Genomic DNA, 14,745 nt, shown 5'->3' on the forward strand with positions numbered 1-14,745 from the left:
GGTTCTTATGCTCTGGGCCTGTGTCTTGCTGCCACAACTGGCGCTGGACGGCGTCATGCGTCGTCACGGCAACCCCGATGAACCGCTGGCGCTGATCAGCGGCAGCGCTCAACGTCGCGTGTTGCAGAGCGTCAATCCGGCTGCGCGTGCGTTGGGGCTGAAAGCCGGGCAGTCGCTGACCGCAGCACAGGCGCTGGTGCCGAACTTCACCACGATCGAGCATGACCCGGCCGATATCGAGCGTTTGCAGCAACTGCTCGCGGCCTGGGCCTACGGTTTCAGCTCCAATGTCAGTCTCAAGTACCCGCGGGTACTGCTGATGGAAATCGAATCCAGCCTCAGGCTGTTCGGCCCTTGGCCAGTGTTCGAGGCGCGTTTGCGTGAAGAGCTGACCACGCAGGGTTTCCGCCATCGCATCGTGGTCGCGCCCAACCCGATAGCCGCGCGAATGCTGGCCAACATGCATGACGGGCTGAGCATCGACTGTCCACATGAATTGCGCCGCCGTCTGGAGCAGATGCCTTTGGAACGCATCGGCCTGAGCCGCGAAACCGCTACTGCCCTGACGCGCATGGGGCTGCGTAGCGTGCGGCAGGTGCTGGCGCTGCCCCGCGATACGCTAGCACGGCGGTTTCCGGCCAGCGTGCTGCAGCACTTCGACACCTTGCTCGGCGAGCGCCCCGTGGCGCTGGAATGCTACACGCCGCCGGATTTTTTCGATGTACGCATCGAGCTGAATTTCGATGTCGAGTCCCATCAGGCCCTGTTGTTTCCGCTCAAGCGGCTGATCGCCGATCTGGCCTTGTTCCTCGCCGGACGCGACAGCGGTGTGCAGCGATTTTCCCTGCATCTGGAGCATGTTGAAGGTCCGGAGACTGTGGTACCCGTCGGACTGCTGAGTGCCGAGCGCGATGCTTCGATGCTGTTCGAACTGGCCCGCGGCAGGCTGGAGCAGGTGCTGGTCGCGTCGCCGGTACGTGCCGTGCGCCTGCTGGCGCGAGACTTGCCGGATTTTGTCCCGGCGCACCGTCAGTTGTTCGATGAGCGCGTGCAGCAAACCTTGCCCTGGGAGCAACTGCGCGAGCGCCTGCGGGCGCGTCTGGGCGACGAGTCGGTCAATGGCTTACGCGCTCAGGCCGATCACCGCCCTGAATGCGCCTGGCAACCGCACAGCACAAGCAAACCGGTCTTGCCGAGCAAGGGTTGTACGCGCCCGGGCTGGTTGCTGCGAGAACCCCAGCCGCTGCCACTTCATGCCACGCGCATCGTGGCGGGGCCCGAGCGAATCGAATCAGGCTGGTGGGACGGCGGCGATGTACGTCGCGACTACTATCTGGTCGAAACCTCCAGCGGCCAGCGCGCCTGGGCCTATCGCAGCGTGGGCGAGCAGGGTGAACTGCTGCTGCATGGCTGGTTCGCATGACAAGCGAATACGCCGAGCTGCATTGCCTGTCCAACTTCAGTTTTCAGCGCGGCGCCTCAAGCGCCCGTGAGCTGTTCGAACGAGCCTTGCGCCACGGCTACCAGGCGCTGGCCATCACTGACGAGTGCACGCTGGCCGGTATCGTACGTGCCTGGCAGGCGTCCATCAGCACCGGCCTGCCATTGATCATCGGCAGCGAAATGCACATCGAGAACGGGCCGAAAGCCGTGCTGCTGGTGGAAAGCCAGACAGGCTATGAGGCGCTGTGCAAATTGATCACGGTGGCACGCCGCAGAGCCAGAAAAGGTGAATACCGGTTGTTGCGTGAAGATTTCGAGCCTGCGCCGGACGGGTTGCTGGCCATATGGCTGCCGGATATCGAAGGCGACGCGCAAGCCTGTCTGGCGCATGGACGCTGGTTACGTGAGCGCTTTGCCGAGCGCCTCTGGCTCGGCGTGGAGTTACATCGCGGCGCGGATGACGAGCAGCGTCTGGCCGACTTGCTGGCGCTGGCTCAATTATTGGGTATCCCGGCAGTAGCCAGTGGTGATGTGCACATGCACGCACGCGGCCGGCGTGCCCTGCAGGACACCATGACTGCCATTCGCCATCACACGACCGTGGCCGAAGCAGGGCACTTGTTGTTTGCCAACGGCGAGCGCCATTTACGGCCACTGGATGCGCTTGCCGAGCATTACCCGGACTGGCTGCTGGCCGAATCGGTGCGTATTGCCCGGCGCTGCACGTTTGATCTCAAACAATTGAAATATGAATACCCGCACGAGCTGGTCCCCAAAGGCCAGACACCTACGTCGTGGCTGCGTGAACTGACCGAGCGCGGTGTCCGAAAACGCTGGCCGAAGGGGCTGACGCCAGCCACCCGTGCGCAGGTCGAGAAGGAACTGGCGCTGATCGCGGAAAAGAAGTTCGACAGCTACTTTCTGACCGTGCATGACATCGTCGAGTTTGCCCGCAGCCAGCACATCCTTTGTCAGGGACGCGGCTCGGCTGCCAACTCGGCAGTATGTTATGCGCTGGGGATCACCGAGCTGAATCCGGAAAAGAGCAATCTGCTGTTCGAGCGCTTCATCTCCAGAGAGCGCAACGAGCCACCGGACATCGACGTGGATTTCGAGCATGACCGCCGCGAAGAAGTCATTCAGTACATCTTTCGGCGCTATGGCCGGGGCCGGGCGGCGCTGACTGCTGTCGCTAGCACTTATCACGGCTCCGGCGCGATGCGTGACGTGGCCAAGGTGCTGGGCTTGCCGCCAGACCAGATCAATGCCCTGGCCGAAGCCTTCAGCCGCTGGAGCGATTCATTGCCGTCGCCTGAACGCTTGCGCGAATACGGCTTCGATGCCGACACGCCGATCCTCAAGCGCGTGCTGGCGCTGACCGGCGAACTGATCGGTTTTCCCCGGCACCTGTCGCAACACCCGGGTGGCTTCGTGATTTCCGAACACCCACTGGAGACCTTGGTGCCGGTGGAGAACGCCGCGATGGCCGACCGCACCATCATCCAGTGGGACAAGGACGACCTGGACCTGGTCGGCCTGCTGAAAGTCGACATTCTTGCGCTGGGCATGCTCAGTGCCTTGCGCCGCACGTTCGATCTGGTGCATCTGCACCGGGGCAAACGCTGGGCCCTGGCAAGTCTGCCGGGCGACGACCGGAAAACCTACGAAATGATCAGCCGCGCCGACACCATCGGCGTGTTTCAGATCGAGTCGCGTGCGCAGATGGCCATGCTGCCGCGCCTCAGACCGGAAAAATTCTACGACCTGGTCATCGAAGTCGCCATTGTCCGGCCAGGGCCGATCCAGGGCGATATGGTTCACCCGTACCTGCGGCGGCGCAATGGCGAAGAGGCAGTCACCTATCCGCCCAAGCTTGAATCCGTATTCAAGCGCACCCTGGGTGTGCCGCTGTTCCAGGAGCAGGTCATGGAAGTGGCGATCATCGCTGCCGACTACACGCCGGGCGAAGCGGACGAGTTGCGCCGCGCGATGGCCGCATGGAAACGTCACGGCGGGCTGGAGCCACATCGCGAACGGCTGCGTACGGGCATGCTGAAAAACGGCTATGAAGCGGACTTTGCCGACCGGATCTTCGAACAGATCAAGGGCTTTGGCAGTTATGGTTTTCCCGAATCCCATGCCGCCAGTTTCGCCTTGCTGACCTACGCCAGTTGCTGGCTCAAATGCCACGAGCCGGCGGCGTTCACCTGTGCGCTGATCAACAGTTGGCCGATGGGGTTTTACAGCCCGGATCAATTGTTACAAGACGCACGTCGCCACCACATTGAAATCCGCCCAGTGGATGTGCGCTACAGCGACTGGGATTGTTCGCTGGAGCCGCTCGATCATCCCGACCGCACACGCAACCTGGCGATTCGCCTCGGGCTGCGCATGGTCCGTGGCTTTCGTGAGGAAGATGCCTTGCGCATCGAAGTCGCGCGCGCGAAACGCTCGTTTGTCGATGCCACGGACCTGACGTTGCGCGCCGAACTGGACTCGCGCGCCGCCGAAGCACTGGCGGATTCCGGTGCCTTGCGCGGCCTGATCGGCCATCGGCACCGGGCGCGCTGGGAAGTGGCCGGGGTTGAGGCCCAGCGCCCGCTGTTCGACGACCTGCCCAGCGAAGAAACCCAAGTGATCTTGCCACTGCCGACTGTGGCCGAAGACCTGGTGGCCGACTACACAACGCTGGGCACTACCCTGGGCCCGCACCCGCTGGCCTTGCTGCGCCGGCAACTGGCTGCCAAGCGCTTTCGCAGCTCACAAGACTTGTTACACCTGGAAAACGACCGGACCCTCAGCGTGGCGGGGCTGGTCATTGGCCGTCAACGACCGGGCACCGCCAGTGGCGTGACCTTCGTGACGCTGGAAGACGAATTCGGCATGGTCAACGTCGTGGTCTGGCGCGACCTGGCCGAGCGTCAGCGCAAGGTGCTGGTGGGCTCGCAACTGCTGCAGGTGTTCGGGCGCCTGGAATCAAAAAGCGGCGTACGGCACCTGATCGCCCAGCGGCTGTATGACCTGACGCCGCTGTTGACCGGACTGGATGTGCGCAGTCGGGACTTCCAGTAATCGGGCCTGTAATTTGCAGTAGCAATCGGTACATCCTGCCACCGAGAAGCCCTGTATGTACAAAGACTATCCAGCCGCTTACCAGGTCAGCAAAGGCGCGGCGCTGCAAGTGGCCACTGCCTTTTATGAGCGCATCCGCACGAATGCGCAGCAACGCACCCTCGTCGAACAGTTCGAAGTACCGATTCGTACCGGGCGGGCCTGGAAGGTCAAGGCCGGTCAGGTGTTTCGGGTCACCACACCGGTGGGCCCGCAGGTGGGTGATTTCAATGTGTGGAACGCCAACGACCCCCGCGAGCGTCTGTGGGCTGCGCGCACGCGGCAATTGCAGGGCGCGCATGTCAGCACCCATGACCGGCTGTGGTCGAACCTGCCGTTTTTACGGCCGCTGGTCACCATCACCGATGACAGTCTGGCCAGTTACGGAACTGACGAACACGGCGGCCGCCTGCATGACCTGCTCGGCACGCGTTGCGATCCCTACGTCAACAAGATGCTGACCGGCGAAGACTTTCACCATCACTGCCATTCCAACCTGACCCGCGCAGTGCTGCCGCACGGGCTGACCGAGTTCGATGTGCACGATGTGCTGAACATCTTCCAGTGCACCGGCCTGAACCATGACGACCTGTATTTCATGAAAGCCTGCCCGGCGCAGAAGGGCGACTATCTGGAGTTCTTCGCGGAAATCGACCTGCTATGCGCCTTGTCGACGTGTCCGGGTGGCGACCTGTCATTGCCGATGTGGGGGCCTGATGCGCAGGACCCGTTGAGCGTCTGCCGACCGCTGGGCGTCGAGATCTATGACCTCGATGCGTCGCTGCTGGACGGCTGGCAGTCCCCCGAGCGCGCAGCTTACAACGGCCTGCATGGTCTGCAGATCGCCAAGGCCGAGTGGGAGCAATAACCGCTCAGGCTGCGCGCGCCATTCTGCGCAGTCCCCAGACCATCACCGCCCCCATCCCGAGCATCGCCAGCAGCAGTGCCGGGTAAGCCACCCACCAGTGCAGCGGGGCGGTCATCATGCTGAATTCCGACATGCCGCCGATCCCGGCAATCAGGTTCAGGGGCAGAAACACCACATTGATCAAGGTCAGTTTGCGCAGCAGGGTGTTGGTGCTGTTGTTGACCAGATTGCCGCGCGCATCCATCAACCCGGCGAACACCGTGGAATAGATCTCGGCCTGTTTGTAGCACTGATCGTTCTCGATGATCATGTCGTCGATCAGCGCCAGGCTGTCGGCTGCGTATTGCCGGCCTTGCGCATGGTTGCGCAGACGCGTCAGGACCGCACCGTTGCTGTGGATGGCATTGATGTAATACACCAGACTTTCGCTGAGGTTGAACATCTGCAGCAAATGGCGGTTTTCCAGGGAAGAGTTGAATTTCTGCTGCAATTCCCGGGCGACCATCTTGATGACTTTCAAATGGCCCAGATAGTGATGAATATTGTTGAACAGCAGCTCCAGAAGGATATCCAGCGGCTGGTCCAACGGGCGGTGAGCCCCCAGCGCGCTCAAGGGTTGCTCGTCATCGCAGATCAGCACCAACTGGTCCCGGCTCAACAGCACGCCAAAGGACGAAACGTCGAACGAGAAGCTGTCCTTGCCCGAATAGTTCTCGGGACGTTTCCAGATGACGAACAACGCATCAGGGTGAAACTCGATGCGCGAAATTTCGTCCGGGTCGAGTGCCGAGGCAACGGCATGCTCATCAAGGTGAAATCGCTCCAGCAATAATCTGCGTTCCCCGGCATCGGGTTTGCTGAACCACAGCACCTGAGCCTTTTGCGGATCACATGCCAGCAACTGGTTGTTGTCGAGTTTCAGGCCCTGAATCATCGTTTCACCATGCCTGACCGAGGCGCTTGAGCTCCAGACGGCGGACGAACTCTTCCAGCACCAGGCTGTAAAGATCATCCTGCAGATAAGCGTCTTCGATGCCGGCATCCAGGTTCGGGTTGTCGTTGACCTCGATCACCACCACGTGATCGCCTGACTGTTTCAGGTCCACGCCATACAAGCCGTCACCAATCAGGTTGGCGGTCTTGAGCGCCAGTTCGACCACGGCGCGCGGCGCTTCGTGCACCGCCAGCGTGCGGCATTCGCCAATCACCTCGGCACCGATCGCCTTGTGGTTGTAGATCTGCCAATGCCCCTTGGACATGAAGTACTGGCAGGCGAATATCGGTTTGCGATTGAGAATACCGATGCGCCAGTCGTACTCGGTGTAGAAAAACTCCTGAGCCAGCAGCAATACCGAGTGCTCGAACAGCTGGGTCGTTGCCGTGTGCATTTCCTCGGGTGTGCTGACCTTGATCACGCCTCTGGAAAAACAGCCATCGGGAATCTTCAATACCAGCGGGAAACCCAGGCGTGTGGCCACGTGTTGCAGTTCTTCCGGGCGGTCCTTGTAGAGGATTTCCGTTCGCGGCATGCCCAGATCATGGCTTTTGAGCAGGTCGGTCAGGTACACCTTGTTGGTGCAGCGCAGGATCGAGGTTGAGTCATCCATGACCACCAGCCCCTCGCTTTCGGCTTTCTTGGCAAAGCGATAGGTGTGGTTGTCAACGCTGGTGGTTTCACGAATCAGCAGCGCGTCGTACTCGGCCAGTCGGGCGTAGTCTTTCTTTTCGATCAGCTCGACATCGATGCCCAGGCGCTGACCGACGCGGATGAAATTGGCCAGCGCCTCAGGGTTGGAGGGCGGCAGCTGTTCCTGCGGATCATGCAGAATCGCCAGGTCGTAGCGGGCCATTCGCCGCGAACTGGGCTGGCGCCAGACGTTGCGGCTGAAGCCCTCCAGCGCCGTGGCGAACTCATCCTGCTGATCCTCGCGCAGACGCGGCAGAGCTCCGGCCTTGATACCGGCAATGTGCCAATTGTCGCGCTTGCGAAACTCCACCATCAGGATCGGGCAGGGGAAGACTTCAAACAATTGACGGGCGAGATCCTTCAACGGCTCAAGTGTGGTCTGACCGAAGTACAGTGTCAGGGTAAACCCTTCGGTGTCGTCATAGGGATGGTCCTCAAGTGCGGTCTCCAGCAACTTGTCCAGGTCATCGAGTGCCAGGCCGTAGAGTGACTTTCGGGTCAATTCGCTGATGGTCTTTACCGAGGGAATGACATTGTGCTGGCGCGCTTCGGCCAGCAGGGAACAGTAATAACCATGGCCCAGGTATTTGTAGCTGCGGCACAGGTTGATGACTTGCACACGCTTGCCTGCCGTGGCTTTCAGCGGTTTTTCCAGATAGTCCTGGGCGCTGATCAAGTCTTCGCTGGGGAAGTACGATGCCCAGTCTTCGAGCCGTTCGACAATAATCACCAGTTGCCTCTGCGCTGCAAAGAGTGTTGTGGGGTCTGCTCGTCGGGTTGTTGCTGAAAGCGCAAGTTGCGCAGATACTTCGTTCATCTTCACCTGTGCCGCTGACATGTGTAATCGATCCGATGGGAAACAAGTCCTTTCTATTAAGCATGTGCTTTTTGAAATGTCCCGTTTCGTTACACAACTTTTACGGCGGTGGAGATGGACTTTATATTTCGAGATGCAGTTGAAACCGATGTCGATGATTTGCTGCTTCTGGAGAACCAGTGTTTTGACGGCGACCGTCTGACCGAGCGCAGCTTTCACTGGATGATTCGCCGCGCCAATGCCAGCCTGATCGTCGCCGAGCAGGCCGGACAGCTCACCGGCTATGCGCTGGTGCTGTTTCATCGGGGCACCTCGCTGGGGCGTTTGTATTCGCTGGCGATTGCCGATGCGGCGCGGGGCAAGGGGCTGGGCAAGCAGTTGTTGCAACGTGCCGAGCAGAAGGCCGTGGGCCGCGACTGCGCTTACCTGCGCCTTGAGGTGCGCCCTGATAACCACGCGGCTATTGGGCTGTACGAACGTAATGGTTACCGGCGTTTCGCTCAGGTCGACGACTATTACCAGGACCATGCCCCGGCCTTGCGCTACGAGAAACGTATCGTTGAGCACGCCCGGCTGGACAGTCGCTCAGTGCCTTACTACCAGCAGACTTTGGAGTTCACCTGCGGCCCGGCCTGTCTGTTGATGGCCATGAAAGCCCTGCAACCTGCGCGTTCGATGGGGCGTGCCGAAGAGCTGCAGATCTGGCGCGAGGCGACCACCGTGTTTATGACCTCCGGCCACGGCGGCTGCAGTCCTCAGGGGCTGGCGCTGGCTGCCCGGCGACGGGGCTTTGCCGTGAAGTTGCTGGTGTCGGTCTCGGGCCCGCTGTTTCTGGGCGGCGTGCGCAGCGACAACAAGAAACAGGTGATTCGCCTGGTTCATGAGCAGTTCTGTCATGAGCTGCGAACCTGCGGTGTAGAGACGCTGCCCAACCGCTCATTGAACCTGCCGCGCTTACTGGCCGAGGGCGGCAAGCCGCTGGTGCTGATCAGCAGTTACCGTCTGACCCGTTCCAAGGCACCGCACTGGGTGATGGTCACCGATTGCGACAGCGATTTCGTCTACCTGCACGATCCCGATATTGATCACAGCCTGCATCGGCAGGCCATCGACTGCCAGCATATGCCGGTAAGCCATGCCGATTTCAATCGCATGAGTTGTTTCGGTGCCGATAAACTTCGGGCGGCAGTGATTGTGTTTGCCGCGCCTGTGGATGATGATGCGGGCGCTTCAGCAGACCGGCCACAGGATTCCCCATCGTGATTAAGTTCGTGCTCAAGGCTTTTTGCGTACTGGCCATCGCTGCAAGCCTGTCGGCCTGCATCAGCGCGCCGATCCCGCTGACCGCGAAAACCGCCGCGCAGCTGCAGCAACAGCCACCGGTGCGCTTTCTGCTGACCTTCGACGATGGCCCGAGCGCCTCGACGTTCTACAACCCCAGCATCACCGTGCTCGACAGCCTGGCCGACAATCCGCTGCAGCCGGGCATCAAGGCGGTGTTCTTCGTGCAGACCGGCGCAACCGGTGCGGGTAACAGTGATCAGGGCCGGGCGATCATGCGCCGTCAGCATGAAGAAGGGCACCTGCTGGGCTTTCACACTGCCACGCCGCACCACACCAACCACCGTTCACTGAGCGATGAGGAACTGGAGCAATCCCTGACCCAGGGCTGCGCGATCATCGCCTCTATCACCGGTGTGCCGACCACCTTGTTGCGTCCGCCGTTCTGGAACTACGACAAACGCACGTTCAGCGCCTATCAGCGCCACCATCTGCAGGTACTGCTCACTGACCTGAGTGCCAATGACGGCAAGATCTGGGGCTATAACTTCAGCCTGCGCCGCCGTTCCAACATGGTCAGCCAGCTCTCGCAAGTGCGCGAACGCATTGCCGCCGGAGAGCTGCCTGCGGTGGATGGCGTGATTCCGGTGGTGGTGACCTTCCACGACCTGAACCGCTACACCGCGCGGCATGCGCGGGAGTACCTGCAGATTCTGGTCGACAGTGCCGGGCAGACTGGCGTAAGGCTCGCCGACAAGCCGTTCTACGACGACAGTACGCAGTTGCAGCGCGCAGCACTGGCCAGGACGGTCAAGGAGGCGGGCGAGCTTGTCAGCTTGCCCGGTGTGTGGAACTGGATCTGGGACCACAACGCGCACTGACCAGGCGTCAGACCAGGGTGTTCTTGCGCACATGACCGCCCTGGACAATCATTGCCAGATGTTCGCCCTGACCGACCAGGCAACTGATATCGCTCAGCGGGTCGCCATCCACCACCAGCAGATCGGCGATCGCGCCGGCGGCGATACAGCCCAGTTCGCCTTCGCGCTGAAGGATCTGCGCTGCCACGCTTGTGGCACTGCGCAGCGCTGCCAGATTACCCAGCAGTTCGGCGCGAATCTTCAATTCATGAGTCTGGTACTCATGCATTTCCCCCAGCAAATCCGAGCCATAGCCCATCGGTACACCCGCTTCAGCGAACAGCAGCAGGGCATTGCGCCCGGCCTGACGCACATCCTCGATCTTGGCGACCGAGTCAGCTGGCAGCCCGAAGCGTTCGCCGTATTCAGCGAGCATTTCGTAAGTGACCTGGGTGGGCACCGCAAATACACCTTTTTCGGCCATCAGCCGCGCGGTGTCGGCATCGACCAGGTTGCCATGTTCGATGGTTCTGACACCGCACTCGATGGCACGGCGAATCGCCCGAGCGGTGTAGGCATGCGCCATGACGTAGGTGTTCGCGGCGGCGGCCTCGTCGACGATGGCGCGGATTTCAGCTTCGCTGTATTGGGTGTTGGCAATCGGGTCGGTTGGCGAGGACACACCGCCCGAGGCCATGATCTTGATCTGGTTGGCGCCTTGCTGCAGCTCCTCGCGCACCGCCAGGCGCACATTGTCAACGCCATCCACCACGCGGGCGATGGCCCCGGCGCGGAAGCAACAGGAGCAGGGCTCGTTGAGCAGCAATTCGCCGCGTGCGCGCATGTCGCCATGGCCGCCGGTCTGCGACAGTGCCTTGCCCGATGCGAAGATGCGCGGGCCGGGAATCAGCCCCATCTGAATCGAACGGGCCAGTGCCCAGTCAGCGCCCCCGGCATCGCGCACGGTGGTAAAACCACGGTCGAGCATCGCCGCCAGAATCGGCAAGGCGCGGTACATGATGATTGCGTTGGGTTGCAGGGCGTTCATGCCCAGATTGGCGTTGGAAGCCAGCACGTGCACATGGCAGTCGATCAGGCCGGGCATCAGTGTTCTGCCACCCAGATCGATGACCTGAGCGCCAGCCGGGGCCGGTTCACCCTCGGCACGTACTTCGACAATGCGCTCACCCTCGATCACGACCTCCTGGCCCGAAATCAATTGCCCGCGTTGCACGTCCAGCAGGCGGCCGTTGCGCAGGATCAGGCGTGTGGCTTCAGTGGTACTCATTGGTAAGCTCCAGACAAGGGGGGGTGAGCCGCGGGCGCACGGTCGCGATAAAGCAGTGCGCCAATACCGCTGACGATGGCAGCGAACATGATGTAAAAGGCCGGCGCCAGGTTGCTGCCGGTCGAGGCAATCAGCCAGGTGATGGTAAAGGTGGCAAACCCGCCGAAGATCGTGACGGCGAAGTTGTAGGCCACCGAAAGCCCGGTGGACAGCACGTGGGTTGGCAGCAATTCACCGAAGGCTGCGAGGATCGAGCCGATGTAAGCGGAAATCAGCAGGCCGAGCACCAGCTCGAAGATCAACAGTGAAAACAGCCCCGGCATCTGGTTGATGAACAGAAACATCGGGTAGGCGCTGAGGAAGATGGCAATGGCCGAGCCCAGCAGCCACGTGCGATGCCCGCTGCGGTCGGCCAGGGCGCCGACAATCGGTGTGGCGACGATCAGTACCGCGCCGCCCATCATGCCGGCGCTGAAGCCTATCCATGACGGCAGGCCGAGCACGCGCTGGGCGTAGGAGGGGATGTAAAACAGGATGGCATAGGTGCAGACGGTCCACAGCACGACCAGCGAAAAGCTGATCAGGGTCTGTCGCGGGTAGGTCTTGATCACTTCGCGCAGCGGCGATTCGACCGGTTTTGCAGCCTTGTAGGCAGGTGTCTCGTCAACCCGGCTGCGAATATAGAAGCCGACCGGCCCGATCAGCGTGCCGATCAGAAACGGCACCCGCCAGCCCCAGCTTTCGAGCTGTGCCTGGGTCAGGTAACTGGACAGCACCGCGCCCAGCGCGGAACCCAGCAGGACCGCGACGCCGATGCTGGCCTGAATCCAGCTGGAGTAGAAGGCTTTTTTGCCCTCAGGCGCATGCTCGGTGAGAAACGCCGTGGCGCTGCCCATCTCGCCACCGGCAGAGAAGCCTTGCAGCAGACGCGCCAGGACAATCAGCAGGGGTGCCAGATAGCCGATCTGCGCAAAGCCGGGTGTCAGCCCGATGATCAGTGTCCCCAGCGCCATCAGCAGGATGGTCAGCGACAATGCCGCCTTGCGCCCGCGCTTGTCGCTGTAGATGCCCAGCACAATGCCACCCACCGGACGCATGAAGAAGCCGACCCCGAAGGTCGCCAGCGCCAGCAGATAAGAGGTCAGTTCGCTGCCGGTGGGGAAGAACACCTTGGCGATGATCACCGAGAAGAAGCTGTAGACCGTGAAGTCAAACCATTCAAGGCCATTGCCGATGACCGTGGCAACCACCGCGCGGCGTGCCTTTTGTTCATGGGGGCGTGAAGCAGAGGATTGTGATGTGCTCACTGGATAGGCTCCTGCATGCGATACACGCAGGGAAACCCCCTGCATCGGTTGCATTGATTGAGGGGCAGGGTGTGTGTGAGTGCGGCCGAGTCAGGTCTTTTTGCCCGTTTCAGTCGAGAGTAGGCGCTGGGCCGATTTTAACAAAACGCTTATTACGCAGATTTGCATGCGCCAAACGCATGCAGGATTCAGAGCGGTGGAGCCAGTGTGGCTATTTCGTCTGCCAGCCATTTCTCGAAGGCACGCGCGGCACGCCGAGGCGTCTTGTCGTTGGGTGTCAGCAGATAATAGCCGCCTACCGCGCCGACGCTTTTGCGGCACGCGGGCACCAGCGCGCCGGACTGTAGGTGGCGGTCGATCATCGGCTGCCAGCCGAGCACGATGCCATGCCCGGCGACCGCCAGATCGACCAGCACCGGATACAGGTTCACGGTCATGCGCTTGCGGATCAGCGAGGCATCGACACCCTGGCGGCCGAACCAGTCACCCCAGGACAGCCATTGACGCTGGCCGTCTTCGAGCATCAGCAGGCAATGATCCAGCAGTTGCGCGGGCTCCAGCAGGCGCCCGCCGAGGTAGTCGGGCGAGCAATAGGCGTTGACCGATTCGGCGAACAGCAGACGGCTGTCGAGACCTGCCGGTGAGACTTCACGCAGAAAATACAGCGCCAGATCGAATTCGGCGCGAATCAGCGAATCCAGCCCATCGACCACGCGCAGTCGGATATCCACGGCCGGAAAGGCATCGCGATAACGTCCCAGCAAAGGCCCCAGCCACAAGGCCGCCACGCCACTGGAGCAGGCCAGGGTCAGTTGCTGATCACCGCTGTGAGTGATCACCTGTGCGGTGGCTTCGGCGCACAGGGTCAGTACGCGCTGGATCTGCTCGGCGTAAATCTGTCCGGCGACCGTCAGATGAATGCGCTTGTGCTCGCGACGAAACAGCGCGCGGCCGAGAAATTCCTCCAGTTGCGCGACCTGACGGCTGATCGCGCTCTGAGTCAGGTTCAGTTCGATGGCGGCACGCGTGAAGCTGCCATGCCGGACGGCAGCTTCGAAAGCGATCAGGTTCTGCAGCGGCGGAAGGGGCTCGATACGCACAGTGGCTCCTGTTGCGGGCAGGTTTTACAAAGGGTCGGGAAACGGCGTCGCCAGCAGCCAGTCCCTGAACACACACAGCGAGGGCAGGTTCTGAAAGCGCGTCGCGTAGGCCAGATAGTAATTGCGTCCGCTGTCCAGAGGCTCGAACAGGGTGACCAGTTCGCCGCTGTGGATTTCGTCCTGCACCAGAATGCGCGGCACCAGTGCGATACCAATGCCGGCCGCGACGGCCTGGATCAGGTGCGAGGTCAGTTCGAAACTCGGGCCGGGGCGCATGATGTGGTGGTCCAGCCGATTACTGTCGAACCAGTCCGACCAGGCATTGGGCCGCGACACAACGCTCAGCAACGCATGCTGGGCCACCTGCGCCGGAGTCATCGACTGGTAGCCGGCAAGGGCTGCCGGGCTGGCAATGACCACCAGTTTTTCACTGACCAGCGGATGAGCGATGTAACCGGGCCAGTTGCCGTTGCCGGCACAGATGATCGCGTTCATTTCGCTGGCCGCGGGCGTCAGGTCGGCATGCACGATGCGTGAATGGATGTGCACCACATAGCCCGGATGCCGGGTGTAAAAGTCATTCATGCGTGGCAGCAGCCACTTCGAGCCGAAGGTGGGCAGCACGGCCAGATGCAGCGTGCCGCCTTCGGCCTTGTGCGCGATGGTTTGCAGGGTTGCACTGCGGATGCGGCCCAGTGCGGCAGCCAGCTCATGCTGATACAGCGCGCCTGCGGTGGTCAGCTCGATGCGTCTGCCATCGCGCTTGAACAACTCGACTTCCAGTTGTGCCTCCAGCGCCTGCACCTGCCGGCTGACGGCGCTCTGGGTCAGGGCCAGTTCATCTGCGGCCTTGGTGAAGCTGCCATGCCGGGCGGCCGCCTCGAAGGCAAGCAGCAGCGACATGGAGGGCGTCAGTCTTCGGGTGTTCATTCATAAAGCTCATGGAAAAACGGCAGGTTTTACGTTTGCACTGAAGCATGACA

The 14,745-nt window shown here is 61.4% G+C and carries 11 protein-coding genes; 5 read left to right on the top strand and 6 right to left on the bottom strand.

What is annotated here, in order from left to right:
- Positions 1-7 precede the first annotated feature (7 nt).
- Genes BT119_RS18520 through BT119_RS18530 form a run of 3 tightly spaced genes read left to right on the top strand, consistent with a single transcriptional unit; the run spans position 8 to position 5,422 of the window.
- Entirely contained in the window at positions 8-1,423 is a 1,416-nt protein-coding gene (locus BT119_RS18520; protein ID WP_072366573.1) for a Y-family DNA polymerase, read from the top strand.
- Complete coding sequence (locus BT119_RS18525) at positions 1,420-4,515, top strand: error-prone DNA polymerase (protein WP_072366576.1); 3,096 nt, start codon at positions 1,420-1,422, stop codon at positions 4,513-4,515. Before BT119_RS18520 ends, BT119_RS18525 begins: the two co-directional genes overlap by 4 nt.
- Positions 4,516-4,570: 55 nt before the next feature.
- Entirely contained in the window at positions 4,571-5,422 is an 852-nt protein-coding gene (locus BT119_RS18530; protein WP_003369534.1) for an urea carboxylase-associated family protein, read from the top strand.
- Positions 5,423-5,426: 4 nt separating this feature from the next.
- On the opposite strand, the gene BT119_RS18535 is transcribed toward BT119_RS18530, so the two are convergent.
- Both BT119_RS18535 and BT119_RS18540 read right to left on the bottom strand, forming a co-directional pair.
- On the bottom strand, positions 5,427-6,356 hold the full coding sequence (locus BT119_RS18535; RefSeq protein WP_003369536.1) for a magnesium transporter CorA family protein: 930 nt from the start codon (positions 6,354-6,356) through the stop codon (positions 5,427-5,429).
- Positions 6,357-6,360: 4 nt separating this feature from the next.
- Positions 6,361-7,947: a RimK family alpha-L-glutamate ligase gene (locus tag BT119_RS18540; RefSeq protein WP_003369538.1), complete on the bottom strand. Its 1,587-nt coding sequence runs from the start codon at positions 7,945-7,947 to the stop codon at positions 6,361-6,363.
- Between the two features lie 93 nt (positions 7,948-8,040).
- Here BT119_RS18540 and BT119_RS18545 point away from each other — a divergent pair, with 93 nt between their 5' ends.
- On the top strand, positions 8,041-9,189 hold the full coding sequence (locus tag BT119_RS18545) for a GNAT family N-acetyltransferase/peptidase C39 family protein (RefSeq protein ID WP_003434063.1): 1,149 nt from the start codon (positions 8,041-8,043) through the stop codon (positions 9,187-9,189).
- Positions 9,186-10,088 carry a polysaccharide deacetylase family protein gene (locus tag BT119_RS18550; RefSeq protein WP_072366578.1) on the top strand — a complete coding sequence of 301 codons (903 nt, stop codon included), beginning with the start codon at positions 9,186-9,188 and terminating at the stop codon, positions 10,086-10,088. The genes BT119_RS18545 and BT119_RS18550 overlap by 4 nt, the downstream gene beginning before the upstream one ends.
- A gap of 7 nt (positions 10,089-10,095) precedes the next feature.
- Here BT119_RS18550 and BT119_RS18555 read toward each other — a convergent pair whose 3' ends face one another.
- The 4 genes from BT119_RS18555 to BT119_RS18570 form a co-directional block, all read right to left on the bottom strand.
- Complete coding sequence (locus BT119_RS18555) at positions 10,096-11,355, bottom strand: metal-dependent hydrolase family protein (RefSeq protein WP_072366580.1); 1,260 nt, start codon at positions 11,353-11,355, stop codon at positions 10,096-10,098.
- A complete protein-coding gene (locus BT119_RS18560; RefSeq protein WP_072366582.1) occupies positions 11,352-12,662 on the bottom strand; it encodes an MFS transporter in 1,311 nt (436 codons plus the stop codon). The genes BT119_RS18555 and BT119_RS18560 overlap by 4 nt, the downstream gene beginning before the upstream one ends.
- Positions 12,663-12,850: 188 nt before the next feature.
- Positions 12,851-13,762, bottom strand: coding sequence for a LysR substrate-binding domain-containing protein (locus BT119_RS18565; protein ID WP_072366584.1), 912 nt, complete (start codon positions 13,760-13,762; stop codon positions 12,851-12,853).
- Between the two features lie 24 nt (positions 13,763-13,786).
- Entirely contained in the window at positions 13,787-14,692 is a 906-nt protein-coding gene (locus BT119_RS18570; RefSeq protein ID WP_003369550.1) for a LysR substrate-binding domain-containing protein, read from the bottom strand.
- Positions 14,693-14,745: the final 53 nt, after the last annotated feature.

This window comes from Pseudomonas sp. NFACC10-1 (assembly GCF_900119195.1).
In the GTDB taxonomy this organism is placed as follows: Bacteria; Pseudomonadota; Gammaproteobacteria; order Pseudomonadales; family Pseudomonadaceae; genus Aquipseudomonas; species Aquipseudomonas cerasi.

Coding starts and splice junctions, on each gene's coding strand:
- BT119_RS18520 (WP_072366573.1), top strand. CDS start 8: ATGCTCTGGGCCTGTGTCTTGCTGCCACAACTGGCGCTGGACGGCGTC.
- BT119_RS18525 (WP_072366576.1), top strand. CDS start 1,420: ATGACAAGCGAATACGCCGAGCTGCATTGCCTGTCCAACTTCAGTTTT.
- BT119_RS18530 (WP_003369534.1), top strand. CDS start 4,571: ATGTACAAAGACTATCCAGCCGCTTACCAGGTCAGCAAAGGCGCGGCG.
- BT119_RS18535 (WP_003369536.1), bottom strand. CDS start 6,356: ATGATTCAGGGCCTGAAACTCGACAACAACCAGTTGCTGGCATGTGAT.
- BT119_RS18540 (WP_003369538.1), bottom strand. CDS start 7,947: ATGTCAGCGGCACAGGTGAAGATGAACGAAGTATCTGCGCAACTTGCG.
- BT119_RS18545 (WP_003434063.1), top strand. CDS start 8,041: ATGGACTTTATATTTCGAGATGCAGTTGAAACCGATGTCGATGATTTG.
- BT119_RS18555 (WP_072366580.1), bottom strand. CDS start 11,355: ATGAGTACCACTGAAGCCACACGCCTGATCCTGCGCAACGGCCGCCTG.
- BT119_RS18570 (WP_003369550.1), bottom strand. CDS start 14,692: ATGAACACCCGAAGACTGACGCCCTCCATGTCGCTGCTGCTTGCCTTC.